Source organism: Streptomyces sp. H51 (assembly GCF_035656535.1).
Classification (GTDB): Bacteria; Actinomycetota; Actinomycetes; order Streptomycetales; family Streptomycetaceae; genus Streptomyces.
In genome coordinates, this window is record NZ_JAYMHD010000049.1 from 1 (window position 1) to 25,958 (window position 25,958).

At 70.5% G+C, this 25,958-nt stretch carries 28 protein-coding genes; 10 read left to right on the top strand and 18 right to left on the bottom strand.

The window, feature by feature from the left end; translation table 11 throughout:
- Positions 1 to 73: 73 nt before the first annotated feature.
- Positions 74 to 859: a glucosamine-6-phosphate deaminase gene (nagB, locus tag VKA29_RS15160; RefSeq protein WP_324786094.1), complete on the bottom strand. Its 786-nt coding sequence runs from the start codon at positions 857 to 859 to the stop codon at positions 74 to 76.
- Positions 860 to 1,060: 201 nt separating this feature from the next.
- Here nagB and VKA29_RS15165 point away from each other — a divergent pair, with 201 nt between their 5' ends.
- The gene (locus VKA29_RS15165; RefSeq protein ID WP_324786095.1) at positions 1,061 to 1,744 is read left to right on the top strand and encodes a TetR/AcrR family transcriptional regulator; all 684 of its coding nucleotides are present in this window, start codon (positions 1,061 to 1,063) and stop codon (positions 1,742 to 1,744) included.
- A 377-nt stretch (positions 1,745 to 2,121) separates the two neighbouring features.
- Complete coding sequence (locus VKA29_RS15170) at positions 2,122 to 3,588, top strand: sensor histidine kinase (RefSeq protein WP_324786271.1); 1,467 nt, start codon at positions 2,122 to 2,124, stop codon at positions 3,586 to 3,588.
- A gap of 180 nt (positions 3,589 to 3,768) precedes the next feature.
- Here VKA29_RS15170 and VKA29_RS15175 read toward each other — a convergent pair whose 3' ends face one another.
- Positions 3,769 to 4,026: a WhiB family transcriptional regulator gene (locus VKA29_RS15175; RefSeq protein ID WP_003992873.1), complete on the bottom strand. Its 258-nt coding sequence runs from the start codon at positions 4,024 to 4,026 to the stop codon at positions 3,769 to 3,771.
- Between the two features lie 321 nt (positions 4,027 to 4,347).
- A complete protein-coding gene (locus VKA29_RS15180) occupies positions 4,348 to 5,316 on the bottom strand; it encodes a diacylglycerol/lipid kinase family protein (protein ID WP_324786098.1) in 969 nt (322 codons plus the stop codon).
- 115 nt (positions 5,317 to 5,431) lie between these two features.
- On the opposite strand from VKA29_RS15180, the gene VKA29_RS15185 reads away from it, so the two are divergent.
- Positions 5,432 to 5,881, top strand: coding sequence for a hypothetical protein (locus VKA29_RS15185; protein ID WP_324786099.1), 450 nt, complete (start codon positions 5,432 to 5,434; stop codon positions 5,879 to 5,881).
- 175 nt (positions 5,882 to 6,056) lie between these two features.
- On the opposite strand, the gene VKA29_RS15190 is transcribed toward VKA29_RS15185, so the two are convergent.
- The 3 genes from VKA29_RS15190 to VKA29_RS15200 form a co-directional block, all read right to left on the bottom strand.
- On the bottom strand, positions 6,057 to 7,175 hold the full coding sequence (locus VKA29_RS15190; RefSeq protein WP_324786100.1) for a SigB/SigF/SigG family RNA polymerase sigma factor: 1,119 nt from the start codon (positions 7,173 to 7,175) through the stop codon (positions 6,057 to 6,059).
- A 17-nt stretch (positions 7,176 to 7,192) separates the two neighbouring features.
- A complete protein-coding gene (locus VKA29_RS15195; RefSeq protein WP_161069408.1) occupies positions 7,193 to 7,606 on the bottom strand; it encodes an anti-sigma regulatory factor in 414 nt (137 codons plus the stop codon).
- A gap of 260 nt (positions 7,607 to 7,866) precedes the next feature.
- Positions 7,867 to 8,127: a UBP-type zinc finger domain-containing protein gene (locus tag VKA29_RS15200; protein WP_324786101.1), complete on the bottom strand. Its 261-nt coding sequence runs from the start codon at positions 8,125 to 8,127 to the stop codon at positions 7,867 to 7,869.
- Positions 8,128 to 8,191: 64 nt separating this feature from the next.
- On the opposite strand from VKA29_RS15200, the gene VKA29_RS15205 reads away from it, so the two are divergent.
- Positions 8,192 to 9,787, top strand: coding sequence for a Na+/H+ antiporter (locus VKA29_RS15205; protein ID WP_324786102.1), 1,596 nt, complete (start codon positions 8,192 to 8,194; stop codon positions 9,785 to 9,787).
- Positions 9,788 to 9,818: 31 nt separating this feature from the next.
- On the opposite strand, the gene VKA29_RS15210 is transcribed toward VKA29_RS15205, so the two are convergent.
- Together VKA29_RS15210 and VKA29_RS15215 are read right to left on the bottom strand one after the other, a co-directional pair.
- Positions 9,819 to 10,712: a 1-aminocyclopropane-1-carboxylate deaminase/D-cysteine desulfhydrase gene (locus tag VKA29_RS15210; protein ID WP_324786103.1), complete on the bottom strand. Its 894-nt coding sequence runs from the start codon at positions 10,710 to 10,712 to the stop codon at positions 9,819 to 9,821.
- A 22-nt stretch (positions 10,713 to 10,734) separates the two neighbouring features.
- The gene (locus VKA29_RS15215) at positions 10,735 to 11,325 is read right to left on the bottom strand and encodes an N-acetylmuramoyl-L-alanine amidase (protein WP_324786104.1); all 591 of its coding nucleotides are present in this window, start codon (positions 11,323 to 11,325) and stop codon (positions 10,735 to 10,737) included.
- A gap of 286 nt (positions 11,326 to 11,611) precedes the next feature.
- On the opposite strand from VKA29_RS15215, the gene VKA29_RS15220 reads away from it, so the two are divergent.
- Both VKA29_RS15220 and VKA29_RS15225 read left to right on the top strand, forming a co-directional pair.
- On the top strand, positions 11,612 to 13,018 hold the full coding sequence (locus VKA29_RS15220) for a family 2B encapsulin nanocompartment shell protein (protein WP_324786105.1): 1,407 nt from the start codon (positions 11,612 to 11,614) through the stop codon (positions 13,016 to 13,018).
- Positions 13,019 to 13,064: 46 nt separating this feature from the next.
- The gene (locus tag VKA29_RS15225) at positions 13,065 to 13,265 is read left to right on the top strand and encodes a hypothetical protein (protein WP_324786106.1); all 201 of its coding nucleotides are present in this window, start codon (positions 13,065 to 13,067) and stop codon (positions 13,263 to 13,265) included.
- An 82-nt stretch (positions 13,266 to 13,347) separates the two neighbouring features.
- On the opposite strand, the gene VKA29_RS15230 is transcribed toward VKA29_RS15225, so the two are convergent.
- The 4 genes from VKA29_RS15230 to sodN form a co-directional block, all read right to left on the bottom strand.
- The gene (locus VKA29_RS15230; protein ID WP_324786107.1) at positions 13,348 to 13,761 is read right to left on the bottom strand and encodes a VOC family protein; all 414 of its coding nucleotides are present in this window, start codon (positions 13,759 to 13,761) and stop codon (positions 13,348 to 13,350) included.
- Between the two features lie 9 nt (positions 13,762 to 13,770).
- The gene (locus VKA29_RS15235; RefSeq protein ID WP_324786108.1) at positions 13,771 to 14,172 is read right to left on the bottom strand and encodes a helix-turn-helix transcriptional regulator; all 402 of its coding nucleotides are present in this window, start codon (positions 14,170 to 14,172) and stop codon (positions 13,771 to 13,773) included.
- Between the two features lie 115 nt (positions 14,173 to 14,287).
- Positions 14,288 to 14,902: a hypothetical protein gene (locus tag VKA29_RS15240; protein ID WP_324786109.1), complete on the bottom strand. Its 615-nt coding sequence runs from the start codon at positions 14,900 to 14,902 to the stop codon at positions 14,288 to 14,290.
- A gap of 171 nt (positions 14,903 to 15,073) precedes the next feature.
- Positions 15,074 to 15,469 carry a superoxide dismutase, Ni gene (gene sodN, locus VKA29_RS15245; protein ID WP_004983535.1) on the bottom strand — a complete coding sequence of 132 codons (396 nt, stop codon included), beginning with the start codon at positions 15,467 to 15,469 and terminating at the stop codon, positions 15,074 to 15,076.
- A 144-nt stretch (positions 15,470 to 15,613) separates the two neighbouring features.
- On the opposite strand from sodN, the gene sodX reads away from it, so the two are divergent.
- Positions 15,614 to 16,048, top strand: coding sequence for a nickel-type superoxide dismutase maturation protease (gene sodX, locus VKA29_RS15250; protein WP_324786272.1), 435 nt, complete (start codon positions 15,614 to 15,616; stop codon positions 16,046 to 16,048).
- Here sodX and VKA29_RS15255 read toward each other — a convergent pair.
- The 4 genes from VKA29_RS15255 to VKA29_RS15270 form a co-directional block, all read right to left on the bottom strand.
- Positions 15,952 to 16,581 carry a CGNR zinc finger domain-containing protein gene (locus VKA29_RS15255; protein ID WP_324786110.1) on the bottom strand — a complete coding sequence of 210 codons (630 nt, stop codon included), beginning with the start codon at positions 16,579 to 16,581 and terminating at the stop codon, positions 15,952 to 15,954. The two genes, sodX and VKA29_RS15255, sit on opposite strands and share 97 nt — an antisense overlap.
- 454 nt (positions 16,582 to 17,035) lie before the next feature.
- Complete coding sequence (locus VKA29_RS15260; RefSeq protein WP_324786111.1) at positions 17,036 to 17,842, bottom strand: amino acid ABC transporter ATP-binding protein; 807 nt, start codon at positions 17,840 to 17,842, stop codon at positions 17,036 to 17,038.
- Positions 17,839 to 18,777 carry an amino acid ABC transporter permease gene (locus VKA29_RS15265; protein ID WP_324786112.1) on the bottom strand — a complete coding sequence of 313 codons (939 nt, stop codon included), beginning with the start codon at positions 18,775 to 18,777 and terminating at the stop codon, positions 17,839 to 17,841. Before VKA29_RS15265 ends, VKA29_RS15260 begins: the two co-directional genes overlap by 4 nt.
- 33 nt (positions 18,778 to 18,810) lie before the next feature.
- Positions 18,811 to 19,770, bottom strand: coding sequence for an ABC transporter substrate-binding protein (locus VKA29_RS15270; RefSeq protein WP_324786113.1), 960 nt, complete (start codon positions 19,768 to 19,770; stop codon positions 18,811 to 18,813).
- Between the two features lie 583 nt (positions 19,771 to 20,353).
- Here VKA29_RS15270 and VKA29_RS15275 point away from each other — a divergent pair.
- On the top strand, positions 20,354 to 21,577 hold the full coding sequence (locus tag VKA29_RS15275; protein ID WP_324786115.1) for an NADP-dependent malic enzyme: 1,224 nt from the start codon (positions 20,354 to 20,356) through the stop codon (positions 21,575 to 21,577).
- 167 nt (positions 21,578 to 21,744) lie between these two features.
- Positions 21,745 to 22,710: a zinc-binding dehydrogenase gene (locus VKA29_RS15280; protein WP_324786116.1), complete on the top strand. Its 966-nt coding sequence runs from the start codon at positions 21,745 to 21,747 to the stop codon at positions 22,708 to 22,710.
- Between the two features lie 67 nt (positions 22,711 to 22,777).
- Here VKA29_RS15280 and VKA29_RS15285 read toward each other — a convergent pair whose 3' ends face one another.
- Together VKA29_RS15285 and VKA29_RS15290 are read right to left on the bottom strand one after the other, a co-directional pair.
- The gene (locus tag VKA29_RS15285; protein WP_324786117.1) at positions 22,778 to 23,845 is read right to left on the bottom strand and encodes a PadR family transcriptional regulator; all 1,068 of its coding nucleotides are present in this window, start codon (positions 23,843 to 23,845) and stop codon (positions 22,778 to 22,780) included.
- 1 nt (position 23,846) lies between these two features.
- A complete protein-coding gene (locus VKA29_RS15290) occupies positions 23,847 to 24,869 on the bottom strand; it encodes a DUF4097 family beta strand repeat-containing protein (protein ID WP_324786119.1) in 1,023 nt (340 codons plus the stop codon).
- A 159-nt stretch (positions 24,870 to 25,028) separates the two neighbouring features.
- Here VKA29_RS15290 and VKA29_RS15295 point away from each other — a divergent pair, with 159 nt between their 5' ends.
- Positions 25,029 to 25,958 carry a hypothetical protein gene (locus VKA29_RS15295; RefSeq protein ID WP_324786120.1) on the top strand — a complete coding sequence of 310 codons (930 nt, stop codon included), beginning with the start codon at positions 25,029 to 25,031 and terminating at the stop codon, positions 25,956 to 25,958.

Sequence of the window (25,958 nt, forward strand, 5' to 3'; positions counted from 1 at the left end):
ACCGCCGAGTCCTACCAAGCAGCCGTCACCCTCGCAGCCCTGCTGATGTGGGCGTGACATTTGACGACAACTCCTAGAGCCCCTGCCAATCCGGCTTGTTGACGTAGGTGTGGCGGAAGTAGCCGGCCAGCTTGAGCTTGGACGCGGCGGCCTCGTCGGCCACGACCGTCGCATGCGGGTGCAACTGGATCGCGGAGGCGGGGCACACCGCCGCGACCGGTCCCTCGACGGTCGCGGCGAGCGCGTCGGCCTTGCCCTCGCCGGTCGCCAGCAGCACCAGGTGCCGTGCCTGCAGGATCGTCCCGATGCCCTGCGTGATGACGTGGTGCGGGACCTGCTCGATGTCGCCGCCGAAGAAACGTGCGTTGTCGACGCGGGTCTGCTCGGTGAGCGTCTTGATCCGGGTGCGCGAGGCGAGCGAGGAACAGGGCTCGTTGAACCCGATGTGCCCGTCGGTCCCGATCCCGAGCAGTTGCAGGTCCACCCCGCCGGCCTCGGCGAGTGCCCTGTCGTACACCGCGCACGCCTCGGGTACGTCCTCGGCCGTGCCGTCCGGCCCCATGAAGGCTTCCGCCGGGATCCCGAGCGGCTCCAGCACCTCACGTCGCAGCACCGAACGGTAGGACTCCGGATGCTCGGCCGGCAGCCCCACGTACTCGTCGAGCTGCGCGATCCGGGCGCGCGAGGCATCCACGGCACCGGAGCGGACCTTGGCCGCCAGGGCCTCGTACACCGGCAGCGGGGTCGACCCGGTGGCCACCCCGAGCAACGCGTCGGGCTTGCGCCGCAGGAGTCGCGCCATGGCCTCGGCGACGATCTCGCCACCCGCTTTGGCGTCCGGAACGATGACAACTTCCACGCTGGGCCTGCCGATCTCTGAAGGGACTCAACTGGGCTCGAGTAACAGCACATGTGGTATAGACCATTCGAAGTCAATTTAGCAGAGTCTCCTTCGTTCCAGCTCATGTCGACCCCCTCGTGATTGTCTAGCGGCCGGTACAGAAATGACCGTACAACGGCCCGCCGAAAATTCTCTAGCATCCGCTATACAATTCACTCCATGGTGGTCAGTGGGGAGATGAAGACGCAGGTCGGCGCTGCGGAAGGTGGCCCGGAGGGGGCCGTGGAGAGCGCCGTGGAAACCCGGTCCGCGGCCAAGCGGCGCGGCCGCCCTCGTTCGTTCGACCGCGAGACCGCCCTGGAGAAGGCCGTCATGGCCTTCTGGGAGCACGGCTACGAGGCGACCTCCGTCTCCGGCCTCACCCGGGCGATGGGCATCGGCGCGCCCAGCCTGTACGCGGCCTTCGGTGACAAGCAGGCGCTGTTCGAAGAGGTCGTGCGCGTCTACGGCACGCGCTACGGCTCCTTCGGGGAACGGGCGCTGGCCGAGGAGCCCACCGCCCGGGCGGCCGTCGAGCGGATCCTGCGGGAAGCCGCCGTGGAGTACACCGCCCCCGGCCGCCCGCACGGCTGCCTCGTCATCCACGCGGCCACCAACTGCACCAGTCCCGAGGTCGAGGAGTCCCTGCGCGAGCGGCGCAACGCCGACATCGCCGCCTTCGAGAACCGGATCCGGGACGGGATCGCCGCGGGGGAGCTGCCGGCCGGCACCGACGCCCGCGCGCTGGCCCGCCACACGGGCGCGGTCCTCCAGGGCATGTCCCAGCAGGCGCGCGACGGCGCGAGCCGGGAGGAACTGGCGGCACTCGCGGAAATTGCCCTCACCATCTGGCCCCGCACATGAGCCCATAAGGGTTAGGCTGCGTGGTGGATACCAGGACGTCCGAACAGTTGGGGCCGGAACCGAAGAACGGCTTCCGACTCATGGACACGCGCAGTGGTCTAGTCCACAATTGAAGCAGTGCGAAGAAGTACCGCAGGCTTCCGCCTTCCCCGCACAGGAGGGCGGGACCGAGGAACCGGAGCTCTCTGCCCTGACTGCCCCGGATCCTCGACATTCGGCCGACCGGGACCGCACACCCCACGGCCGATATTGCTCCGGGCTGCGGTGCCAGGAGGGTTGAGGGTCCCTCCAGGCGCCGCGGCCCGCGGGTGTTCCTCCGGAGGCCGCGCATTTCGGAGTGGGACAAACCCCCAGGTACGCTCGCACACGTGCCCTCCATGAACGAACTGGTCCACCAGCACACCGCCCTCGACGAATCCGACCTCGAGTGGCTGCACCTGCTGGTCTCGGAGTGGCAGTTGCTCTCCGACCTCTCCTTCGCCGACCTGGTCCTGTGGGTTCCCACCCGCGACGGCACGCGATACGTCTCCGTCGCCCAGATGCGGCCCAACACCGGCCCCACCTCGTACCAGGACGACATGGTCGGCCACCTCGTCCCGCGTGGGCGCCGGCCCATGCTGGACACGGCGCTCGACGAGGGCCGCATCGTGCGCGAGGGCGATCCGGAGTGGCGCGAGGAAGTCCCCGTCCGGGTCGAGTCGATACCCGTCCGACGGGAGGGGCGCGTCCTCGGCGTCATCGCGCGCAACACCAACCTGCTCACCGTGCGCACCCCGAGCCGCCTGGAGCTGACCTACCTGCAGAGCGCCTCCGACCTCGCGCAGATGATCGCGGCCGGCGCCTTCCCGTTCGCGAACCAGCAGATGGACATGGACGCGGCGCCGCGCGTCGGCGACGGCCTGATCCGCGTCGACGCGGACGGCATCGTCCAGTACGCCTCTCCGAACGCGCTGTCCGCCTACCACCGCATGGGGCTCGCCTCCGACCTCGTCGGCCATCACCTGGGCAGGACCACCGCCGAACTGGCCCCGACGCGCGGCCCGGTGGACGAGGCGCTGGCGAAGGTGGCCAGCGGATGGGCGCCCCGCGAGTTCGAGATCGAGGCCCATGACGGGGTCATCCAGTTCCGCGCGATCCCGCTCAAGCCGAAGGGCACCCGCATCGGTTCGCTCGTGCTGCTCCGCGACGTCACGGAACTGCGGCGCCGCGAGCGCGAGTTGATCACCAAGGACGCGACCATCCGGGAGATCCACCACCGGGTGAAGAACAACCTGCAGACGGTGGCCGCCCTGTTGCGCCTGCAGGCCCGGCGCATCGAGTCCGAACGCGGCCGCGAAGCGCTCGAAGAGGCGGTCCGCCGGGTCGGTTCCATCGCGATCGTGCACGAGACGCTGTCCCAGAACCTGGACGAGCGCGTGGAGTTCGACGAGATCGCCGACCGGGTGCTGGCGATGGTCGCGGAGATCTCGCCGGGCAAGGTCACCGGCCGGCGCAGCGGCCGTTTCGGCATCCTGGACGCCGAGGTCGCGACGCCCCTGTCGATGGTGCTCACCGAGATCCTGCAGAACGCCCTGGAGCACGGTTTCCGCGAGGGCGACACCGGCACCGTCGAGGTCTCGGCGGTCCGCGGTGGCACCACCAGGGAAGCCCGCCTGCTGGTCACCGTCCAGGACGACGGCGTCGGTCTGCCCGAGGGCTTCGACCCGCACACCGCCGGAAACCTGGGTCTGCAGATCGTACGGACCCTGGTGGAAGGCGAGTTGGGCGGCACGTTCGACATGGTCCCGGCGCCGGAGCGGGGGACGCAGGTGATACTCGACATCCCGGTGCGCCCGCACAAGTGACAGCAAGAAGCCCCGGACCGCGCACGGTCCGGGGCGAATGCTCGTTGCCAGCAAGTGCTGCGCATCGTAGGTACTGCGCGCTGCGGCTCGGGGGCGGGAGATGCGTACTGGCTCGCTACGGATCACCGCCCGTAGGGCACACGCGCCGCCAAGCTCAGGCTGTCAGCAGGGGTGCGAATGTCAGGCGGAGGCCTGACGGGCCCGGTTGCGGGCGGCGCGGCGCTTCATCGCGCGGCGCTCGTCCTCGCTGAGACCACCCCAGACGCCGGAGTCCTGGCCGGACTCGAGCGCCCACTGCAGGCACTGCTCGATAACCGGGCAGCGACGGCAGACGGCCTTGGCTTCCTCGATCTGCAGCAGCGCAGGACCGGTGTTGCCGATGGGGAAGAAGAGCTCGGGGTCTTCCTCGCGGCAAACGGCGTTGTGACGCCAGTCCATGGCTGCTACCTCTCCTTGGTATTACGTGCAAGTTGCTTGTGAATGTGAACGCTTTCACGAATCCCTCAACAAGTGAAGGGCCTACCGCCGAGTCTTCCCCGGCGTGGTCCTGTGTTTTGGAGAGGGGTTCCGGTGATCTGTTGAGGCCGGTGTTGCGGGCCGTCCCGATCGCCACGTAGAGACTCGCAAACCTCAGCGGCGGATACAACCCCTTCCGGAAAGTTTTTTTTGATTCCTCGGTGTCGACTAGGTCACAGCCGTACTTCCATGGGGTGGATCCTGGCCTAAACGTTCGAGTGAAAGGACTTTGGGCCCTTCCGCTCACACAATCACACGCAGTGCACGGCGTACGCCTGTGAACGTCACGCTCGTACGCAGTCCGAGGTGGTCGCCGTCCATCTGAAGCGGCAGAGGCACCTTCGAATGCAAGGTGAAGCGGTCCAGGTCGTGCAGGGACACCGCGTGCTTGCCGTGGGGTCCGCGCTCGGGGGACGAAGTGAGCAACTGGGTCGCATACCGGGCAACCGCGGCGGTGGACATGCGGCTGAGACCGAGTACGTCGAGCCCGGTATCGAACGAGGCCTTAGGTGACGCGTACACCGGACGATTGCCCAGATAGGTCCACGGAGCCGTATTGCAGACTATGGACAGCACAAGATCGGTCACCGGGTCCTCGCCCGGCCGCTCCAGCGTGATGGTGCCGTGACGGCGATTCGGCTCCTGCAGGAATTGGCGGACGACCTGGCGCAGATAAAGAGAGTGGGTGGACTTCTTTCCCCGCTCGCGCTGCTGCTCGACCCGCCCGACGACGCCCGCGTCGAAACCGAGCCCGGCGCAGAAGGTGAACCACCGGGCCGGCGCCGCCTCGTCCTCGGTACCCGGCGTGCCCGCCGCTATGCCCATGCCGACCGAACGTTCGCTGCCGTCGCGCAGGGCGTCGAGCAGGGCGCCGGTCGCCTCCACCGCGTCGTTGGGCAGCCCCAGGGCGCGGGCGAAGACGTTGGTGGAGCCGCCGGGGACCACGGCGAGGCGCGGCAGGCGCTCGGGGTCGGGGCCGGAGTGCAGCAGGCCGTTGACGACCTCGTTGACCGTGCCGTCGCCGCCGAGGGCCACGACCAGGTCGATGTCGTCGCTCTCCGCCGCCTGCCGGGCGAGATCACGCGCGTGCCCCCGGTACTGGGTGGTCACCGCCTCGAGTTTCATCTCGCTCGCGAGCGCATGGATCAGAACGTCGCGCGTACGTGCGCTTGTGGTGGTTGCCGCCGGGTTGACCACGAGGAGTGCACGCATGGGTTGCAGCGTACCTACTGGGTGGTACCGGGCACAGGCCGAGGTGTGGATCCGGTAAGGATCAGCACGTGAACCTCGACACGGAAGGCCGCCCGCCGGCGGCTACCCTTCAGGGGTGAGCAGTCAGCAGACCCCCGCAGCCCCGGAGACCACCGGCCCCCGCCCGCGCCGTCTGACGTACGCCGCGGCGCTCACCGCGCTGGAAGGGCTCGCGCTCGTCGTCGGAGGCGTCTGGATGCTCGTCGAGGGCTTCGCGGGCGCCCCGGACGACCGGCGGTCCGCCGTCACCGGCGGCGTCACGCTGGTCGTCCTCGCGCTGCTGCCGCTGCTGGCCGCGCGCGGACTGCTCGCCCGGCGCGGCTGGAGCCGCGGACCGGCCGTGATCACGCAGATCATGGCGCTGCCGGTGGCCTACAACCTGCTGCGGGCGGACAGCGTGGCGATCCCGGCCGGGATCGCCCTGGCGGTCGTCGCCGTCGCGTCCCTGGTGCTGCTGGTCAACGCCGAGACCACCCGGGCCCTCGGTATCCGGGGGCCCGGCGGTACGGGCGGCGACCGCACGTAGGGCCCGTCCGGCGGATCATGCCGGAGACGGGGGGCCCGGCACGCACGTCCGCGGCATTGTCGTCGTCTCCGACTCCCTCTTCCGCCTCGCGCCTGGACTCACCGGACTCCGCTCACCCGGGCTGCAGGGTGCCGCCGGTTTCCTCCGACCCGATCCGCCGTTCAGGCCCTGGCGGTCACTCCTCCACCAGCAGCTTCTCCCGCAGCTGCGCCAGCGTCCGGGCCAGCAGCCGGGAGACGTGCATCTGGGAGATGCCGACCTCCTGCGCGATCTGCGACTGGGTCATGTTGCCGAAGAAGCGCAGCAGCAGGATCCGCTTCTCGCGCGGCGGCAGGTCCTCCAGCAGCGGCTTGAGGGACTCGCGGTACTCGACGCCCTCCAGGGCCTCGTCCTCCGCGCCGAGGGTGTCCGCGACCGCCGGGGACTCGTCGTCGGTGTCCGGGACGTCCAGGGACAGCGTGGAGTAGGCGTTGGCCGACTCCAGGCCCTCCAGGACCTCCTCCTCCGAGATCGCCAGCTTCTCGGCGAGCTCGTGGACCGTGGGCGAGCGGCCGTGCTGCTGCGAGAGCTCCGCGGTGGCCGTCGTCAGGGCCAGTCGCAGCTCCTGGAGACGGCGCGGGACGCGGACCGCCCAGCCCTTGTCGCGGAAGTGCCGCTTGATCTCGCCGACGACCGTCGGGGTCGCGTACGTCGAGAACTCGACGCCGCGGTCCGGGTCGAAGCGGTCGACCGACTTGATCAGGCCGATGGTGGCGACCTGGGTGAGGTCGTCCAGCGGCTCACCGCGGTTGCGGAAGCGGCGCGCGAGGTGCTCGACGAGCGGCAGGTGCATGCGGACCAGCTGGTTGCGCAGCTCCGCGTACTGCGGGCTGCCCTCCGGCAGCGCGCGCAGCTCGATGAACATCGCACGCGCGCCGGTGCGGTCCTGCGGGTCGTGCTCCGCGGCCTGCACGCTCGGCGCGCTCGGCGCGTCGTATCCCGCGTTTCGCTCGTGCTCGCTCATCGTCCCGCCCGTTGCCCTTCCCCGAGCCCTGGCCGCTTCCCCCGCCTTCGGCCTGGCTCGGGCGGGAGAACCGCCAGGGGCAGGGGCGACCCCGCCCCGGCCGCCCGGAGGCGTGCTCTGTGCGGCACTTTCCCGATCCCGCTGCCCGTCGCCCAGGCCGGCCCTCGGGGATTCGTCCTCCGGATGCGGCCGGGCCTGCTCGGGAATGCCGTCGACACCGTCCGCCATGTGCCGGGACCCGCCTGTGCCCTCGGCCGGCAGCTCCCGTGTGCCGCGCTCTTCGTCACGCACCGGCCCGTCCCCTGTCCTCACGCCGGCCCGGGTCCGGCGCCGCGCTGTTTGTAGAGGCTGATCGAAACGGTCTTGTCCTCGTCCACGGCGGAGGAGACCTTGCCCGCGAGCGCGGACAGCACCGTCCAGGCGAAGGTGTCCCTGGAAGGGGCGTGGCCGTCCGTGGTGGGGGCCGAGACAGTGACCTCGAGCGAGTCGTCGACGAGCCGGAAGACGCAGCTGAGCACCGAGCCGGACACGGCCTGCTGAAGCAGGATCGCGCAGGCCTCGTCCACGGCGATGCGCAGGTCCTCGATCTCGTCGAGGGTGAAGTCCAAACGGGCGGCGAGGCCGGCAGTCGCCGTACGCAGCACCGACAGGTAGGCACCCGCAGCCGGCAGCCGGACTTCCACGAAGTCCTGGGTCGCGGGCTCGCCTGCGATCTGGGACACCCTCACCTCCATGGTGGTACAAGCTATTCAGGGCCGAGGGTCGCCCCCCGGGGTAACGCGACGTGTGGTTCAGCGGTGACGCTACCGCGCTCCCGACTTTTCTGTCCCGGGGACCCCGACCCCATTGTCGTTACTCACAGTAAAGCTGTGAACACGCTCCGTGTCTAGGGGTCTGGCGCTCCAAATGGGAAGAAGGCGCGCCGGGTTGACGTACCCAGACGTCAGACCGTCGAACCGTCCGGAAACGGAGTCGTCCGGAGTCACACGAGTACGTGATCCACGAAGCACCAGCGCCAGTTCTCGCCGGGTTCGAAGGTGCGCATGACCGGGTGCCCGGAATCCTTGTGGTGCTCCGTCGCGTGCCGTCCCGGCGAGGAGTCGCAGCAGCCGACGTGACCGCAGGTGAGGCACAGCCGCAGCTGGACCGGGTGGGTGCCGTTGCGCCGGCACTCCGGACACGTCTCGGTCAGCGGCTCGGGTTCCGGGTGCGGCAGCGCGTCGGCGTGCGTGCACTGTTTCATGATTGCCAGGTTACGACGCCCGCGCGGACAGTCGCGCGGAAAAAACTCGAGGGTGGGCGAGGACATGGACGTGATGCCACTGCTGCTGCTCGTGGCGGGCAGCGCCGCCGTCGCGGCGGCCGCGCGACGCACCCCGGTGCCGGCGCCGCTGCTGCTCGTCGCGGCCGGGCTGGTGGTGTCGTACCTCCCCGGGGTGCCGGACTACACCCTCGACCCGGACATCGTGCTGCCCCTGGTGCTGCCGCCGCTGCTGCACAAGGAGGGCGTCGAGAGTTCCTACCTCGACCTGCGGGCGCAGATACGTCCGGTGGCCCTGCTGTCGGTCGGATACGTACTGTTCGCGACCTTCGTCGTCGGCTGGGCCGCCTATCTGATCGTGCCGGGGCTTCCGCTGCCCGCGGCGCTGGTGCTGGGCGCGGTGGTGGCGCCGACGGACGCGGTCGCGGCGGCGGCGGTCGCCCGCCGGGTGGGGCTGCCGTCCCGGATCACCACGATCCTGCAGGGCGAGTCCTTGCTGAACGACGCCACCGCGATCACCGCCTACCGGGTCGCCCTGGCGGCGGCCGTCGGCGAGGGCGCCTCCTGGGCGGGCGGGATCGGCGAGTTCCTGCTCGCGGCGGTCGGCGGCGTGGTGGTCGGGCTGGTGCTGATGGCGCCGATCCACTGGCTGCGCACGCACGTGCGTGAGGCGCTGCTGCAGAACACCATGTCGCTGCTGATCCCGTTCGTCGCCTACGCCGTCGCCGAGCAGGTGCACGCCTCCGGTGTCCTCGCGGTCGTGGTCGTCGCCCTGTACATCGGGCACCGGGCCTGGGAGGTCGACTTCGCCACCCGCCTGCAGGAGGAGGCGGTGTGGCGGATGGTCGCCTTCGTGCTGGAGTCGGCGGTGTTCGCGCTCATCGGACTGCAGCTGCCCGTCGTCCTGAAGGGCCTGGGCGCGTACGAGGGAGCAGCCGCCGCGGGCTACGCGGGCGCCCTCTTCCTGGTGGTCGTCGCCACCCGTTTCCTGTGGGTGTATCCGGGGACGTTCGTGCCCCGGCTGCTGTCCGCGCGGATCAGGGAACGCGAGGAGAACCCCACCTGGAGGGGGCCGATCGTCACGTCCTGGGCCGCGATGCGCGGCGTCGTCTCGCTGGCCATCGCCTTCTCCATCCCGCTCACCGTGCACGGTGGCGACCCCTTTCCGCAGCGCAACCTCATCCTCTTCCTCACCTTCACCACGGTCATCGGGACGCTGGTGGTGCAGGGCCTCACACTGGCCCCGCTGATCCGCCTGCTGAAGTTCCCCGCCCGGGACGCCCAGGCCGAGACCCTCGCGGAGGCCAACGCGCAGGCGCAGGCCTCCCGGGCCGCCGAACGGCGCCTGGACGACCTCCTCGCCGACGAGCGCAACGCCCTCCCGCCGCCGCTCGCCGACCGTCTGCGCCAGGTCCTCGAACGCCGCCGCAACGCCGTGTGGGAACGCCTCGGCTCGGTCAACCCGGTCAGCGGCGAGAGCGTCGACGACACCTACCGGCGGCTGTCCCGGGAGATGATCGGCGCCGAGCGCGCGGTGTTCGTGAAGCTGCGCGACGGCCGCCACATCGACGACGAGATGCTCCGGAGCCTGCTGCGGCGGCTGGACCTGGAGGAGGCGGCGGTCCACCGCGAGACGGCGTAGGCCTGCCGGGCGGGCTCGGGAGGTCCGGGATTCAGGGGAAGGGCCGTCCGGTGACCACCGCGGCCAGCGTGGTGCCGCGCGGGAACGCGCCCTCCCGCGCCAGAGCGACAAGTCCGTAGAGCATTTTGGCGACATAGAGACGTTCGACGGGTATGCCGTGGCGGTGTTCGAAGTCCTCGGCGAAGTCGGTCAACTCGCCGGTGACGCGGGCGTAGCCGCCGAAGTGGAACCGTTCGTCGAGGCGCCAACTGCCGCGCGGGCCGCCGAAGGCCCGCCGTTGCAGGGTTCGTATCTCGTCGGTGAGGAAACCGCCCTTGAGGACCGGGACGCCGATCGCGCGCTGTCCGGGGGCGAGGCCCGCGGCGAGGCCCGCGAGCGTGCCGCCGGTCCCGCAGGCGACGGCGGCGACGTCCACGAGGCCGCGCAGTTCCTCGCCCAGGGCCCGGCAGCCGCGCACCGCCTCGGCGTTGCTGCCGCCCTCCGGGACGACGTACGCCCCCTCGGCCCCGGCCGCGCGCAGGACGGCCGTCAGGGTGTCGGGTTCGGACTTGCGGCGGTAGGCCGACCGGTCGACGAAGTGCAGCCGCATGCCGTCGGCCGCGCACCGGGCCAGCGAGGGGTTGAGGGGGCGGGAGGCCAGTTCCTGGCCGCGGACCACGCCCACGGTGGGCAGGCCGAGCAGGCGTCCCGCGGCGGCCGTGGCCCGCAGGTGGTTGGAGTACGCGCCGCCGAAGGTGACGACCGTGCGCCCGCCCGCCGCCGAGAGATTCGGGGCGAGCTTGCGCCACTTGTTGCCGACCAGTTCGGGGTGGATCAGGTCGTCGCGCTTGAGGAGGAGGCGGAGGCCGCGGGCGGTGAACCGGTCGTCGGGCACTTCCTGCAAGGGGGAGGGCAGGCGGGGGCGCAGGGTGTCGACGGAGGTCACGGCACCATTGTGGCCCGCGGCGTCACTTCAGCCGGTCCCGGATCCGCTCGCGCAGCCACGCCATCGTGAACCCCCGCGGATCCACCTTCCCCGGCTGCCACTCCAGGTGCCCGATGACCGACCGCTGTGTCCAGCCGTGGTGGCGGCAGATCGCCGCGGCGACCTTCTCGACGGCCTCGAGCTGGGCCTCGGGCCAGGGGTCCTGCCCGTCGCCGAGGTTCTCGCACTCGAAGCCGTAGAAGTGGCGGTTGCCGTCGGTGTCGGCCTCGTTGTCCGGCGGGAGTCCCTTCTCCGCGATCACCGCGCGCAGCACCTCGTCGTCGCCGAGGCCGGCGTGGTTGGCGCGGCCGTAGCCGACGAGGTGGACCACACCGTCCTTGGTGATCACGCCATGGCACAGCGGGCCGGGCAGGTCGGCGTAGCCCCTGCGGCAGATCTCGACGGTGCGCTTGCTGCCGCTGGTCACCGTGTGGTGGATCATCACTCCGTGGACGGGCCCCCACGGTCCCTTGTGGTTGCGGTTGTGGTGCTTCCAGTCGCCGACCTCGACGACGGTGACGCCCTCCGCTCTGAGGCCGTCCAGGAACGCCTTCGCAGACATGGGTGTGGCCATGGCCGCCTCCTTCGTGCCGTGCCGGGGGCCGCCGGGTGCGGCCGCCCGTGCCGGGGATGTACCGAAAGTGAGAACGCGATTACACATCGCCATATCGGCGGCCGACAGGATCCGGCCGTCTCGCACCGCCGAAGTTGTAGGTGAGCCCCATATTGCCCGGTGGGCGGTGATCCATTCCCGCTCTTTTGTGTAATGGATTCGGTACGCACGGTGATGGAGAGTTGATCCCGCACATCGATGCCGCGGCGCACACCGCGCCTGGGCATGACCGGGAGGGCGATTTTCTATGTCGGTAGGCGAAGAGGTCCGGGCGGAGCAGGGCAGGCCGCAGCAGAGCCTCGGCATTGCAGCCGCGCGGAACCTGGCCACCACGACCAAGTCCGTGCCCCAGATGCAGGAGATCAGCTCGCGCTGGCTGCTGCGCATGCTGCCCTGGGCGGACGTCCAGGGCGGCACGTACCGGGTGAACCGGCGCCTTACCTACGCCGTCGGGGACGGACGCATCACCTTCGTGAAGACCGGCGACCGTGTCGAGGTCATCCCCGCCGAGCTGGGGGAACTGCCCGCGCTCCGGTCGTACGAGGACGAGGAGGTGCTCACGGAGCTGGCCCGTCGCTGCCGGCAACGGGAGATCGCGCCGGGGAACGTGATCGCCTCCTTCGGCAGTCCGGTCGAAGAGGTGTACCTGCTGGCCCACGGCAGGGCCGAGAAGGTCGGCACCGGTCCGTACGGCGACGACGCGGTCCTGGGCGTCCTCGCGGACGGCGCCCACTTCGGTGAGGCGACCCTGCTCGACCCGGACGCCATGTGGGAGTACACGGTCCGCGCGGACACCGCCTGCACGGTGCTGGTCCTGCCCCGCCGTGACTTCGAGCAGGTCGCCGAGCGCTCCGAGTCCTTGCGCGAGCACCTCAGGCAACGGCGCTCGATCCCCCGGCAACGCACCAACAGGTACGGGGAGAAGGCGATCGACCTGGCGGCCGGCCACTCCGGAGAGCCGGACATCCCGCACACCTTCGTCGACTACGAGGCCAGTCCCCGCGAGTACGAACTGAGCGTCGCCCAGACGGTCCTGCGCATCCACACGCGCGTGGCCGACCTCTACAACCAGCCGATGAACCAGACGGAGCAGCAGATCCGGCTGACCGTGGAGGCGCTGAGGGAGCGTCAGGAGCACGAACTGGTCAACAACCGCGAGTTCGGACTGCTGCACAACTGTGAGTACGACCAGCGGCTCCAGCCGCACGACGGCGTGCCAGGCCCCGACGACATGGACGAACTGCTCAGCAGGCGGCGCGGCACCAAGCTGTTCCTCGCGCATCCGCGCGCGATCGCCGCGTTCGGCCGCGAGCTGAACAAGCGCGGGCTGGTCCCGGAGACCATCGAGATGGCGGGCAACCGCATCCCCACCTGGCGCGGGGTGCCGATCTTCCCCTGCAACAAGATCCCGGTCACCGAGGCCCGTACGACGTCGATCATCGCCATGCGTACGGGCGAAGCGGAGCAGGGCGTCATCGGGCTGCAGCAGACCGGGATCCCGGACGAGATCGAGCCGGGCCTGTCCGTGCGCTTCATGGGCATCAACGAACAGGCGATCATCAAGTACCTGGTGACGGCCTACTACTCGGCCGCGGTCCTGGTGCCGGACGCGCTCGGAGTCCTGGAGAACGTCGAGACCGGGCGCTGGACGTGACGTCCTCACCCGCGCGGGCGGTCGGCGACCGGCCTACCCTGAGGACATGGACAGAGACAGGCCGGTCTGTCCCGTCTGCGGACAGCCCGTGCGGACCGTCGTCGCCGCTCGCCACAAGACGCTGGGCGCGTGGGTCCCGGTCTGGAAGCCCGGCCCGTGCGAGAACCCGGACTGCGCGGCGTACGGCGGGGAACACGCCGGACCGGACGCGAGCCCCGAAGAGCACGGTGCCGCGAAGGAGTCCTGACGAGGCACTCGGGCTCGGTACGGGGCATCCGGGCAGACCCGAGACCGGAGCCCGGCCGCTTCTCGCTGTGCGGCGAGGCCGCTCACACCCCGCGCTGCACGAAGCGCAGCACATTGCCAGCCGGGTCCCGGAACGCGCAGTCCCGCACGCCGTACGGCTGGTCCATCGGTTCCTGCAGCACGTCGGCGCCCGACTCCTCGACCCGGGCGAACAGCGCGTCGCAGTCGGCGGTGGAGAAGATGACCCCGCGCAGCACACCCTTGGCGAGCAGGCGTGCCATCGCCTCGCGGTCGGCGGGGGAGAAGTCGGGACCGGCGCCGGGCGGCTCCAGGACGACGGACACCTCGGGCTGCGCCGGCGACCCGACGGTGACCCACCGCATCCCCTCGAAACCGACGTCGTTGCGCACCTCCAGCCCGAGGACGTCACGGTAGAAGGCGATCGCCTTGTCGTGATCGTCGACGGCGATGAAGCAGGTGTGCAGTTTCACGTCCATGGCCCCGACCTAGGCCCGACGCGGACGGATCGGGCGGGTGTACGTGCGCGCCACGCACGGCGGGATCGCCGCGCCGGCCTCGTGCGAGCGAGCCCGGTACGCGCTCGGGGTCTCGCCGACCAGTTCGGTGAAGCGTGAACTGAAGGAGCCGAGCGAGGTGCAGCCGACCGCGAAGCAGACCTCCGTGACGGACAGGTCGCCGCGCCGGAGCAGGGCCTTGGCGCGCTCGATGCGGCGGGTCATCAGGTAGCCGTACGGGGTCTCGCCGTACGCGGCGCGGAAGCTGCGCTGGAAGTGGCCTGGTGACATCAGCGCGGTGCGGGCCAGCGCCGGGATGTCGAGCGGCTCGGCGTACTCCCGGTCCATGCGGTCGCGCGCCCGCCGCAGCCGCACCAGGTCCTCGCGGTCCATCACGCCAGGATCGCACGGGCCGCACCGCCACGGGCCGAGCCGCCCGGATGCGGCCCGGCCGACCTCGCTTCCGGTCGGCAGGGGGACCTGGTGGCAGCAGCCTTCGCCGGGGTGTTCACTCGCTCGCGGAGAACAGGTCCAAGCCGTGACTCACGGCGGGTGATGCCGAACCGCCTCGTTGTACCGGGACCACCCGCAGGCGCTCACCGGGCCGAACGGCCACGACAGCCGCACAGGATGTCAGGCTCTTCCGGAACACGGCCGGCCCGGACTCCCTCACCGGTCCGTTCCGCTCGATCCGGAGGGCACCGACAGTGCTGCTCACCAGAATCTCGTACAGGCGGACGAGCTCGTCTCCGTCATCGCCGGAATGGCCGGTGAAGACTCTGGATTCGGATTCCGAGAGCACGAGCAGCAAGGCGCCGGACAGTATTCGCTCCACCGCGGAGGGATCCTCGATGTCGAAGCCGACGACCCCTCCGGAGAGGTGCTCCGCTTCCGTCCAGCGGTGGTCCTCCCCCTTGAGGGAGCTGTACACCTCGCCGGCGGCGAACCCGTCGTCCCTGCGGTGGAGCAGGAGGACGAACCCGAGGTCTCCGTCGGTCCAGGTGTCGGCGGCGACGGGGCCCTCGTCGAGGTGCACCCGGCGCGGTCCCGGTGTCTCGCCCCCTGGATCACGCACGCCTCGCTCGAGTGCTCCGACCGCGACGTCGGCCATGGGTCTCTTCATGTTCCCAGCATCGGTGAAGGGTGCGCACGAGATCGCCGGTCCTGCCGGCGGCGGCAAGAACGACCGCACCCGGACCGCCATGGACGCCGTTCTCGGCGGCCTGCGGACCGGGTGCGGACAAGTAGGCGATGCGACCCGCGCAATCACAGGTCACAAGGCGTGAACCGAAGTTCAGGCCTTCTTGGTCTCCCAGAAGATCTTGTCGATCTGGGCGATGTAGTCCAGGGCCTTCTGACCCGTCGCGGGGTCGGTCGACGCCTTGGCGGCCGACAGGGCCTTCAGGGTGTCGTTGACCAGCTGGTGCAGCTCCGGGTACTTCTCGAAGTGCGGGGGCTTGAAGTAGTCGCTCCACAGCACGGAGACGTGGTGCTTCGCCAGCTCGGCGCGCTGCTCCTTGATGACGGTGGCGCGCGCCTGGAAGTGCGGGTCGTCGTTGCCGGCCATCTTCTCCTGGACGGCCTTGACCGACTCCGCCTCGATGCGGGCCTGGGCCGGGTCGTACACGCCGCAGGGAAGGTCGCAGTGCGCGCTGACCTTGACCTTGGGGGCAAACAGGCGGGAAAGCATGAAGCAATCCTTCCTCGTGATCGTCTTCTCAGGTGCGACATTACTCCCTGGGAGAAGTGTTTTCGCGAGTGCCCCCACGGGCTTAGGACAAAAGTCCAGGGTGAGACTGAGACCGTGGACGATCGGACCGGGGAGGTACCGGTGATGCCGGAACCGTCGCAGGACGTGGAGCGCATGAGGGCGCTGCTGCCCTTCGGGGTGGCCGAGGTGACCGGGCCGTCCATGGTGCCCACGCTGCGGCACGGGGACCGGCTCGTGGTGCAGTACGGCGCCCGGATCAGGCCGGGCGACGTGATCGTGCTGCGCCACCCCTTCCAGCAGGACCTGCTCGTCGTCAAGCGTGCCGCGGAGCGCCGGGAGGGCGGCTGGTGGGTGCTCGGCGACAACTCCTACGCGGGCGGCGACAGTACGGACTACGGGACCGTCCCCGAGGACCTGGTGCTGGGCAAGGTGCGCCTGAGGTACCGGCCGCGGACGCCCGGTCAGCGCTCGCCGTTCGCGCTCGCGCGCTGGGCACTGTCGTCCGCCAGGCCCGTGCTGTCCGACCGGTCGGCCTCCAGGCGCTTGCGGGCGCGGTAGGCGGCCACGTTGGCGCGGGTGGCGCAGCGGTCGGAGCAGTAGCGCCGGGAGCGGTTGGTCGAGGTGTCCAGGTAGGCGTTGCGGCACGGCGGCGCCTGGCACAGGCCGAGCCGGTCCACGCCGTACTCCGTCAGGTGGAACGCCAGGCCCATCGCCGCTATGGCCGCGTAGCCGGCGGTCGCGTTCGACGGGTGGTCGGCCAGGTGCATGTGCCACAGGGGGCGGCCGTCGTCGTCCCGGAAGTCGTGGCCCGAGATCTGCGGACTCACCGGGAACTCCAGCAGCAGCGAGTTCAGCAGGTCCACCGCCAGCGCCTCGTCCCCCTGGTCCGCCGCCGCGAAGACCGAGCGCAGCCGGGCCCGCACCGACCGGAACCGGGTCACGTCGGCGTCCGTGGCGCGCCGGGCCGCCGACTGGTTCGCCCCGAACAGTTCCCGGACCGCCTCCACCGAGGTCAGGGTGTCCTTGCCCCGGGCCGGCTGCTCGCTGTTGACCAGGCGTACGGCGTAATCCGAGTAATAGGCCAGTTCCACTTGTATTCCTTACCGAGGCGCTCTGTGGTCATGATGCGGTCGGGTAACAGATGATCGTGCTCCCAGGCTATTACGAGGTCGGCTGCGAAGGGGGCTGCCATGACGACCGGCGCGGAAACCGACTGGCAGGGGTGGCAGCGCAGTTGGGAAGGCCCCGACCGGCCCGCGCTGCTCCCGCACGACACCTACGGCGACCACGCGGACGGCGGCACGCCGTCCGCGGTCCGGCGACGGCGGCACGCCGTCCGCGGTCCGGCGACGGCGGCACGCCGTCCGCGGTCCGGCACGCGCGCGTCCCGCTTGAGCAGGGTTTCGGGGAGGCCCGTGCGGTGTGGTCCTCGCCGCCGGACACGCTGCTGCCGACGCTCAGGCAGGGCCGCCGCGTCAGCGCACGCGCGAGGGGCGGTACGGAGATCCCGTACCGCCCCTCATTGCCGCTCCGGCCGCCGACGGCTCACAGCACCTTGGACAGGAAGGACTTCGTCCGCTCGTGCTGGGGGTCGGTCAGGACGTCGCGCGGGTGGCCGGACTCGACCACGACGCCGCCGTCCATGAAGACGAGACTGTCGCCGACCTCGCGGGCGAAGCCCATCTCGTGGGTGACGACGACCATGGTCATACCCGACTCGGCCAGGTCCCGCATGACGTCCAGGACGTCACCGACCAGCTCCGGGTCGAGGGCCGAGGTCGGCTCGTCGAAGAGCATCAGCTTCGGGTCCATGGCCAGCGCCCGGGCGATCGCCACGCGCTGCTGCTGGCCGCCGGAGAGCTGCGAGGGGTAGTTGCCGGCCTTGTCGGCGAGGCCGACCCGCTCCAGCAGCTGCCGTGCCCGCTCCCTGGCCTCGGCCTTGTTCTGCCCCTTGACCTGCACCGGCGCCTCTATGACGTTCTCCAGCGCGGTCATGTGCGGGAAGAGGTTGAAGCGCTGGAAGACCATGCCGATGTCCCGGCGCTTGAGCGCGACCTCGCTGTCCTTGAGCTCGTACAGCTTGTCGCCCCGCTGCCGGTAGCCGACCAGCTCGCCGTCGACGTACAGCCGCCCGGCGTTGACCTTCTCCAGGTGGTTGATGCACCGCAGGAAGGTCGACTTGCCGGAGCCGGACGGGCCGATGAGGCAGAACACCTCGCCGGACTTCACTTCCAGGTCGATGCCCTTGAGGACCTCCACCTGGCCGAAGGACTTGTGCACGCCCTCGGCCTTGACCATCGGGACGCTGGAGTCGCGCACGGGCTCGCCCGCCTTGCTGAGCTTGTCGGTCATGCCGTGACCCCCTTCCGGCTGAACAGGGGCGCCAGGTTCTGCCTGACCCGCTGCCACGGGGTGGGCGGCAGATTCCGGCTGGAGCCGCGGGCGTAGTACCGCTCGACGTAGTACTGCCCGACGCTGAGCACCGAGGTGAGGATCAGGTACCAGGCGGCGGCCAGGAACAGCATCTCCACCGGGGCACCGGAGGTCTGGCCGATGTCCTGGGCGTAGCGCAGCAGCTCGTAGTACTGCACCGCCGAGACCAGCGAGGTGGTCTTCAGCATGTTGATGACCTCGTTGCCCGTGGGCGGCACGATCACGCGCATGGCCTGCGGGATGACGATCCGCCGCAGGGTCTTGCCGTGGCTCATGCCGAGGGCGTGGGCCGCCTCGGTCTGCCCCTCGTCGACCGAGAGCAGGCCGGCGCGGCAGATCTCCGCCATGTACGCGGCCTCGTTGAGGCCCAGGCCGAGCAGCGCCGTCAGGAACGGCGTCATGAAGTCCGACCAGTAGTTCTTGTAGAGCGGCCCGAGGTTGATGTACTCGAAGACCAGGCCCAGGTTGAACCAGACGAACAGCTGGACCAGGACCGGGGTGCCGCGGAAGAACCAGATGTAGAACCAGGCGATGGACGAGGTCACCGGGTTCTTCGACAGGCGCATGACGGCGAGCAGGATGCCGCCGATGATGCCGATCAGCATCGACAGCACCGTCAGGAGCATCGTCTGGCCGACGCCCTTCATGATGCGGTCGTCGAAGAAGTAGTCCGGGACGGCATGCCAGTTGATCTTGCCCTGGCCGAACGCGTAGATGATCGCGACGAAGATCCCGATCGCGATGACGGCGGAGACGTACCGCCCGTAGTGCCGGACCGGGATGGCCTTGATGGCCTCCGGCCCGGCCGCGGGAGCGTCTTCCGGACGTGCCGTCTTGCCGATGTCAGCAGTCACGGATGTTGCCCTTTCGGTGGCCGCAGGCCGCGGTCACTTGCCGCCGTTGATGACGGCTGCCTTGACGGCCCCGTCACCGACGCCCCATTTCTGGATGATCTTGTCGTACTCGCCGTTCTTGATGATGGCGTCCAGGGCGGCCTTCAGGGCGTCGCGCAGCTGGGTGTTGCCCTTGGCGACCGCGATGCCGTACGGGGCGGCCTCGACCTGCTCGCCGACGATCTGGAAGTCCTTGCCGCCGCCCGAGGTCTTCACGGCGTACGCGGTCACGGGGAAGTCGGAGGAGCCGGCGTCGGCGCCGCCCGCGCGGACGCGGGTCTGGGCCTGCTGGTCGTTGTCGAAGGACTCCATGGCCAGCTTCTTGCCGCTCGGGCACTTCTTCGCCTCGGACTTGGCGAGGTCCTCGGAAACCGTGCCGCGCTGCACCGCGATCTTCTTGCCGCACAGGTCGGACCAGGTCTTGATGCCCTGGTCGTCACCCTTCTTGGTGTAGATCGAGACACCGGCGGTGAAGTAGTCGACGAAGTCGACGCCCTCGCCGACCTTCTTGCCGGTGTCGGAGTCGATGCCCTCCTGGCGGTCCTTGGTGTCCGTCATGGCCGACATGGCGATGTCGTACCGCTTGGAGCGCAGACCGGTGATCAGGGTGTCGAAGGTGCCGTTCTCGAAGTCGAACTTCACGCCCAGCTGCTTGCCCATGGCGGCCGCGATGTCGGGGTCGATGCCGACCGTGTTGCCGGAGCTGTCCTTGAACTCGACCGGCGCGTACGCGATGTCCGAACCGACCTTGATCACACCCTTGTCGCGGATCGACTGGGGAAGCTTGTCGGCCAGCGGCGCGGTGCTCGTCGACGCGTTGCTGCTGCCCTTGTCCTTGTCCTTGGTCTGGTCACCGCAGCCGGTGAGAAGCAGCGCGCCTGCGACCGCGATCGCACCTACCGCTGCCAGACGGTTGGGCGTGGCGGTGGTACGACGGGTGGAGCTTGCGGTCATGGTGGGTTCCTCCGGCGGAAGGGGGAGATGCCGATGGGTCGACGAGAACACACACCTTTGGGTGTCGCGACCTCGTGTGATTACGGCATCTTGCCATTCGGACTCAGCCGTTCAGGGGGCCAGCTATGTCAAAATCGGATAACGGGTGACCCCCGAACCGCATCAGGACGGACATCATGACCGGACCATCTGCGGGAATCCTCCCCTCCGGCCGGAAGATCTCCGGTGCGTCCCGGGATACGGACCTTCGCTCCGAGGCGTTGGTCACTGTGCGGCTGCTTGTCAAGAGCTTGTCAAGCGCTTGTCAAGTACCTTTCCACCCATTTCGGGAGAATCTCTGTCACCTGTGTGTGACCTACTGGTTTCGGGATGTGACCTTGCGCTTAATGGACTCGTCGTCGACACGGTCCGTCGGGTAAGAAGGTTCTTTACACCCCTCATCCGGGGCTCCGGGCGCGTGTGCGGCGCGCCTGTCGCGTATGACCCGTACGCATCAACAGATATCGGGCCATACGCGGTCCCGACCACCCCTCACCAGGAGTGGCCCACCCTCAACCGATGAAGACTTAAGGGGTAAGACAAAGTGGCAGCGGAGATCGTCAATCCTCGCAGCGACAGCAGTACGGATCAGGACGGCGGGGCCGAGCCCCTCGATTCCTTCGACCCGGCGTTCGCGCTGCACCGCGGCGGCAAGATGGCCGTGCAGGCCACCGTGCCGGTCCGCGACAAGGACGACCTGTCCCTCGCGTACACACCCGGCGTCGCGCGTGTGTGCACCGCGATCGCGGAGCACCCGGACCTGGTCAACGACTACACGTGGAAGTCGTCCGTGGTCGCCGTGGTGACCGACGGCACGGCCGTGCTCGGGCTCGGTGACATCGGGCCCGAGGCCTCCCTCCCGGTGATGGAGGGCAAGGCCATCCTGTTCAAGCAGTTCGGCGGCGTGGACGCGGTGCCGATCGCGCTGGACTGCACCGGTGTCGACGAGATCGTCGAGACCGTGGTGCGCCTCGCGCCGTCCTTCGGCGGAGTCAACCTGGAGGACATCTCGGCGCCGCGGTGCTTCGAGATCGAGCGGCAGTTGCAGGAGCGGCTCGACATCCCGGTCTTCCACGACGACCAGCACGGTACGGCGGTCGTGACCCTGGCGGCCCTGCGCAACGCCGCGCGGCTCACCGGCCGTGGGCTCGGCGAACTGCGGGCGGTCATCTCGGGCTCGGGCGCGGCCGGTATCGCCATCGCGAAGTTCCTGATCGAGGCCGGTATCGGCGACGTCGCCGTCGCGGACCGCAAGGGCGTCGTCTCGGCCGACCGGGACGACCTGACGCCGGTCAAGCGGGAAGTCGCCGGTTTCACGAACAAGGCGGGCCTGACCGGGTCGCTGGAGGAGGCTCTGGAGGGCGCCGACGTCTTCATCGGCGTCTCCGGCGGTACCGTCGCGGAGGAGGCGGTCGCCTCCATGGCCAAGGACGCGTTCGTGTTCGCCATGGCCAACCCGAACCCCGAGGTGCACCCCGACGTCGCGCACAAGTACGCGGCGGTCGTGGCCACCGGCCGGTCCGACTTCCCGAACCAGATCAACAACGTGCTGGCGTTCCCCGGCATCTTCGCGGGCGCGCTGCAGGTGCGGGCGTCCCGGATCACCGAGGGGATGAAGATCGCGGCGGCCGAGGCGCTGGCCGGAGTGGTCGGCGACGACCTCGCCGCCGACTACGTCATCCCGTCGCCGTTCGACGAGCGGGTCGCTCCGGCGGTCACCGCGGCGGTCGCGGCCGCGGCGCGCGCCGAGGGCGTCGCACGTCGCTGACGTGAGTGCCGGCTGAACGGCCCCGCCCGTCCGGGCGGGGCCGTTCTTCTTCCCGCCGGCTCCCCCTGACCGCCCCTGGTTCCCGCTGACTCCCGCTGTGGCAAGAGGGTGTGTGTCACAGCGCGGCCTGGTTCCCCGCGCCGCCGGGGCCGCCTATCGTCAAGGTCATGTTCGCCGTCTACGCCGCCCGAATCGACCGCGACCAGCCGCTGAACGGCCTGGAACTGGGGGAGCGTCCGGCTCCCGAGGCCCGTCCCGGCTGGAGCACCGTCAACGTCAAGGCCGCCTCCCTCAACCACCACGACCTGTGGTCGCTGCGAGGTGTGGGCCTGCCCGAGGACAGACTGCCGATGATCCTCGGCTGCGACGCCGCCGGCGTCGACGAGGACGGCAACGAGGTCGTCCTGCACTCCGTGATCGGACAGAGCGGTCACGGTGTCGGCCCCCGGGAGCCCCGCTCCATCCTGACCGAGCGCTACCAGGGGACCTTCGCCGAGCAGGTCGCCGTGCCGACCTGGAACGTCCTGCCCAAGCCCAGGGAACTCTCCTTCGAGGAGGCCGCCTGCCTGCCGACCGCCTGGCTGACGGCCTACCGCATGCTCTTCACCAATGCCGGGGTGCGGCCCGGCGACTCGGTCCTCGTCCAGGGCGCGGGCGGCGGTGTCGCCACGGCCGCGATCGTGCTCGGCAAGGCCGCCGGCCTGCGGGTCTTCGCGACCAGCCGCGACGAGGCCAAGCGCAGGCGGGCGATGGAACTGGGCGCCGTCGAGGCGCTGGAGTCGGGGGCGCGGCTCCCGCAGCGGGTGGACGCCGTCATCGAGACCGTGGGCGCGGCCACCTGGTCGCACTCGGTGAAGTCGCTGAAGCCCGGCGGCACCCTCGTCATCTCCGGCGCCACCAGCGGTGACCGTCCCTCGCACGCCGAGCTGACCCGCATCTTCTTCCTCGAACTCAAGGTCGTCGGCTCCACCATGGGCACCAAGGACGAACTCAAGGACCTGCTCTCCTTCTGCGCCGCCACGGGCGTACGTCCCGTCATCGACGAGGTGCTGCCGATGGAGCGGGCCCGCGAGGGCTTCGAACGACTGGAGTCCGGCGACCAGTTCGGAAAGATCGTGCTCACCAACGGCTGAGAGCCGCTTGCGCCGGCTCTTTCGCGCCGACGGCCGTCCCGTTCCTCCGGGCCGGCCGTCGGCGTGCTCAGGCCTTCGGCGTGCGCAGTATCGCCCCGATGTGAGCCGCTGCCGTCGACAGATGGCGGCGGGCGTCGCGGAGCTGGTCGGCCGTGACGCCGTGGTCGCGGGCCGCGTCGCGGATGTCGTCGCGGAAGCGGTCGAGCAGCCGGTCCAGATCGCGGGCCGGGTCGCCGGTCGATTCCTCGTGGGCCCAGGCCGGCTCGTACCCGGCCGGGAAATCCTCCGGCGTCTGCGAGTACTCCGGACCGGAGGCCGGCGTACCGGTGGCCGTGCCGCCGCGTCCAAAGCCGAAGTCCTTGCCCAGCCCGGTCCCGTAGGCCTTGCCGAAGTCGCCGAACTCCTTGGCCAGCTCGGTCAGGCCCTCCCGGACCCCCGTCGGCCAGTCGCCCCGCGCGAAGTGGTCCTGCACCTGCTCCTGCACGCGCCGGGCGATGCGCTGCACCTCCTCCTGGGCCTGGGCCCGCGCCCGCTCCTGCGCCTCCTTGGCCTGGCGGCGGGCCCGCTGGGCCTCCTCGCGGGCCCGGCGGCTCTCGTCCTTGGCGCGGCGGGCCTGTTCCTTCCACTCCTGCTTGACGCGCCGCATCTCTTCCTTCGCGGCCCGCCACGCCTCCTTGTCGCCGAGGTCGCCGAGGTCCCCGTACTCCCCGAAGAGTCCCTCCGGCCGGCCCTGCGCCGTGCTGCCGCGACGGGCCTCGGAGGCCGCCGCGCGCATCTCGCGCCGCAGGTCGCCGGCCGCGCCGCGCACATCGGCCCGGATCTCGGCGGCGAGCTCCGCCACCGACTCGCGGATCTCCAGCTCCAGGTCGGCGAGTTCCCCGCTGCGGTCGGCCAGCTCGGCCCGGCCCGCGTCGGTGATGGCGTACACCTTGCGGCCGCCTTCGGTGGTGTGCGTGACCAGGCCCTCGGCCTCCAGCTTGGCGAGCCGGGGGTAGACGGTGCCGGCCGACGGCGCGTACAGCCCCTGGAACCGCTCCTCGAGGAGGCGGATCACCTCGTAACCGTGGCGCGGGGCCTCGTCCAGCAGCTTCAGCAGGTACAGGCGGAGGCGGCCATGGGCGAAGACGGGAGGCATGTCAGAGCACCTTCTTGTCGGTCGTGCCGTCGGCCGGGGCGCCGGTCGCGCCGCCGTCCCGGCCGGAAACGGAATTCTCCCCCGAGTCCGCGCCCGCCGGGCCCCCCGGGCTGTCCGTCGGGCCGTCGTCCGCCGGGCCGCCGGCCTTCGGGCTCCTGTCCCACGGGGCACTGCCCGCCGGGCCGCTGTCCCGTGGCGCCGCGTCCCACGGCTCGTCCTCGGCCGGGGGCCGGCGCAGCAGCGCGATCGAGCCCGAGACCGTGGTCGCCTTCAGCCTGCCGTTGCCCGCGCCGAGCCGGCCGGTGATCCGCTTGGCGCCCCACTGCCCGCCGACCCGCAGATCCTCGAAGGCGTTGGAGACCGTGCCGCCGGCGGTGTTCGCCTCGACCTCCGCGTCCGCCGGGTGGGGCAGCCGGATGGCTATCTCGCCCGAGACGCTCGTCAGGCTGACGTCGGTCGGCCGGCCCGTCGCGGAGAGGTCGACGATCATCGAGCCGCTCACCGAGTCCGCCCGGACGGAGGAGCCCGCCTCGACGACGGTGAGGTCGCCGGAGACCGAGTTGAAGCGGAGGTCGCCGCTGAGCGCCTGCGCCTCCACGCTGCCCGCGACGGTGTCCGCGCGCACCGGTCCGGTGAGCCCCACGAGGGTGGTGTCCCCGTTGACGCCCTTCACCTCGACGCGCTCGTCGAGCCCGGAGACGACCGCCGTGGCGCCGACGACCCCCAACTCGACACGGGTCCCGGCCGGCACCGCGAGGGAGACCACGGCACTGCGCCGCCACCCCTTGCGGTCGAGCCACTTCAGGAAGCCCTTCCAGGGCAGATCCTCGTACGCCACCGTGAGCGCGCCGCCCTCCATGGTGACGAGCAGGTCGGGCCCCTCCAGCTCGGAAACCTCCAGGCGGGCGGAGTCCTCGTCCGTGCCCACCACGTTCACTGTGCCGTTGACGATGCGCACGTGGAGCTCCCGCGGGGGCTCGTCGAACGTGAGCTTCCCGGGCTCTCGGACGGACCACTCGGACATGGTGCAGACCTCCCGCCGTGAACACGCCATATCGCGTCTTCTTTCGTTTCACGATATATCGCGGCGGCGGAAAGTCAAGACACCCGATCCGGGGACGTCGGTACCCGTGTCCACGCCCCCGAAGTGACCGACCGGGGCAAACCGCCCTAGCGTGTGACCATGGCGACGACGGAAACCTCACGTACCGGCCGTGCTCCCGGCGCCCTCCTGCTCTGCCGGGCCGACGCCGACTCCGTCGCCCGCACCGCCCTCCTGCTGGGCGAGACCATGACACTGGTCCGGGCCGGGGACGGCTGGAGCGTCCTCGTCCCCGGGGGCGGGCCGTGGGCCGGGGGCGCGGAGACGGTCGACGATGTCCTGACCGGCTGGGCCACCGCCCTGGCCGTCGGCGCTCCCTGGCCGGTCCTCGCGCTGTGGTGGGACGCCGACCGTGCCGGCTACACCCTGGTCTCCGGCTTCCGCCGCCCGGTCGGCTACGTCTGGCTGGCCGACGGCACCCCCGCCGGTCAGGACGAGGCGATGCGGACCTTCGCCGCGCGTCTCGGTCTCGGCCCGGACCTGCCGTCGCTCGACCGCCTCACCACGTCCGACCGCTGGGCCGACGCCCGCGCCCGCCTGCGCGGCCTGCTGACGGTCCTCACGCATGCCGGCGTCGCCCTGCCGCCCGGACTCGACCCGGGCGAACCCGCCGACCGCCTCCGCGAGGCGGCCCGCGCCCTGCCGGACGCCCGCCCGGTCACCGGCCAGGCCGCGTCGGCCGCCCGCCGGTTCGAAGGGACGGGCCGGCCCCTCGAACGGGAGGACCGGTCGCATGAAAGGGCGGACCGGTCGCATGAAGGGGCGGACCGGCCGGAGACGGCCCTTCCGGCGCTCGGGGCCGGGACCGGCCCCGAGCGCCGGAACGCCCGGCTGCCGTGGGCGGGCACCTCGAAGGGACAGACGCTGGCCCTGGCCCAGCTCGCTGCCGGACTGCCGCTCACGGCCTGGGGCGCGTACCGCCGCAGCGGCGGCTGGCTGGCGGCGGGGGCGCTGCTGCTGGCGCACGGCGCGCTGGGGCTGGCTCGCGCCCCGATGCGCCCGTTGGACTGA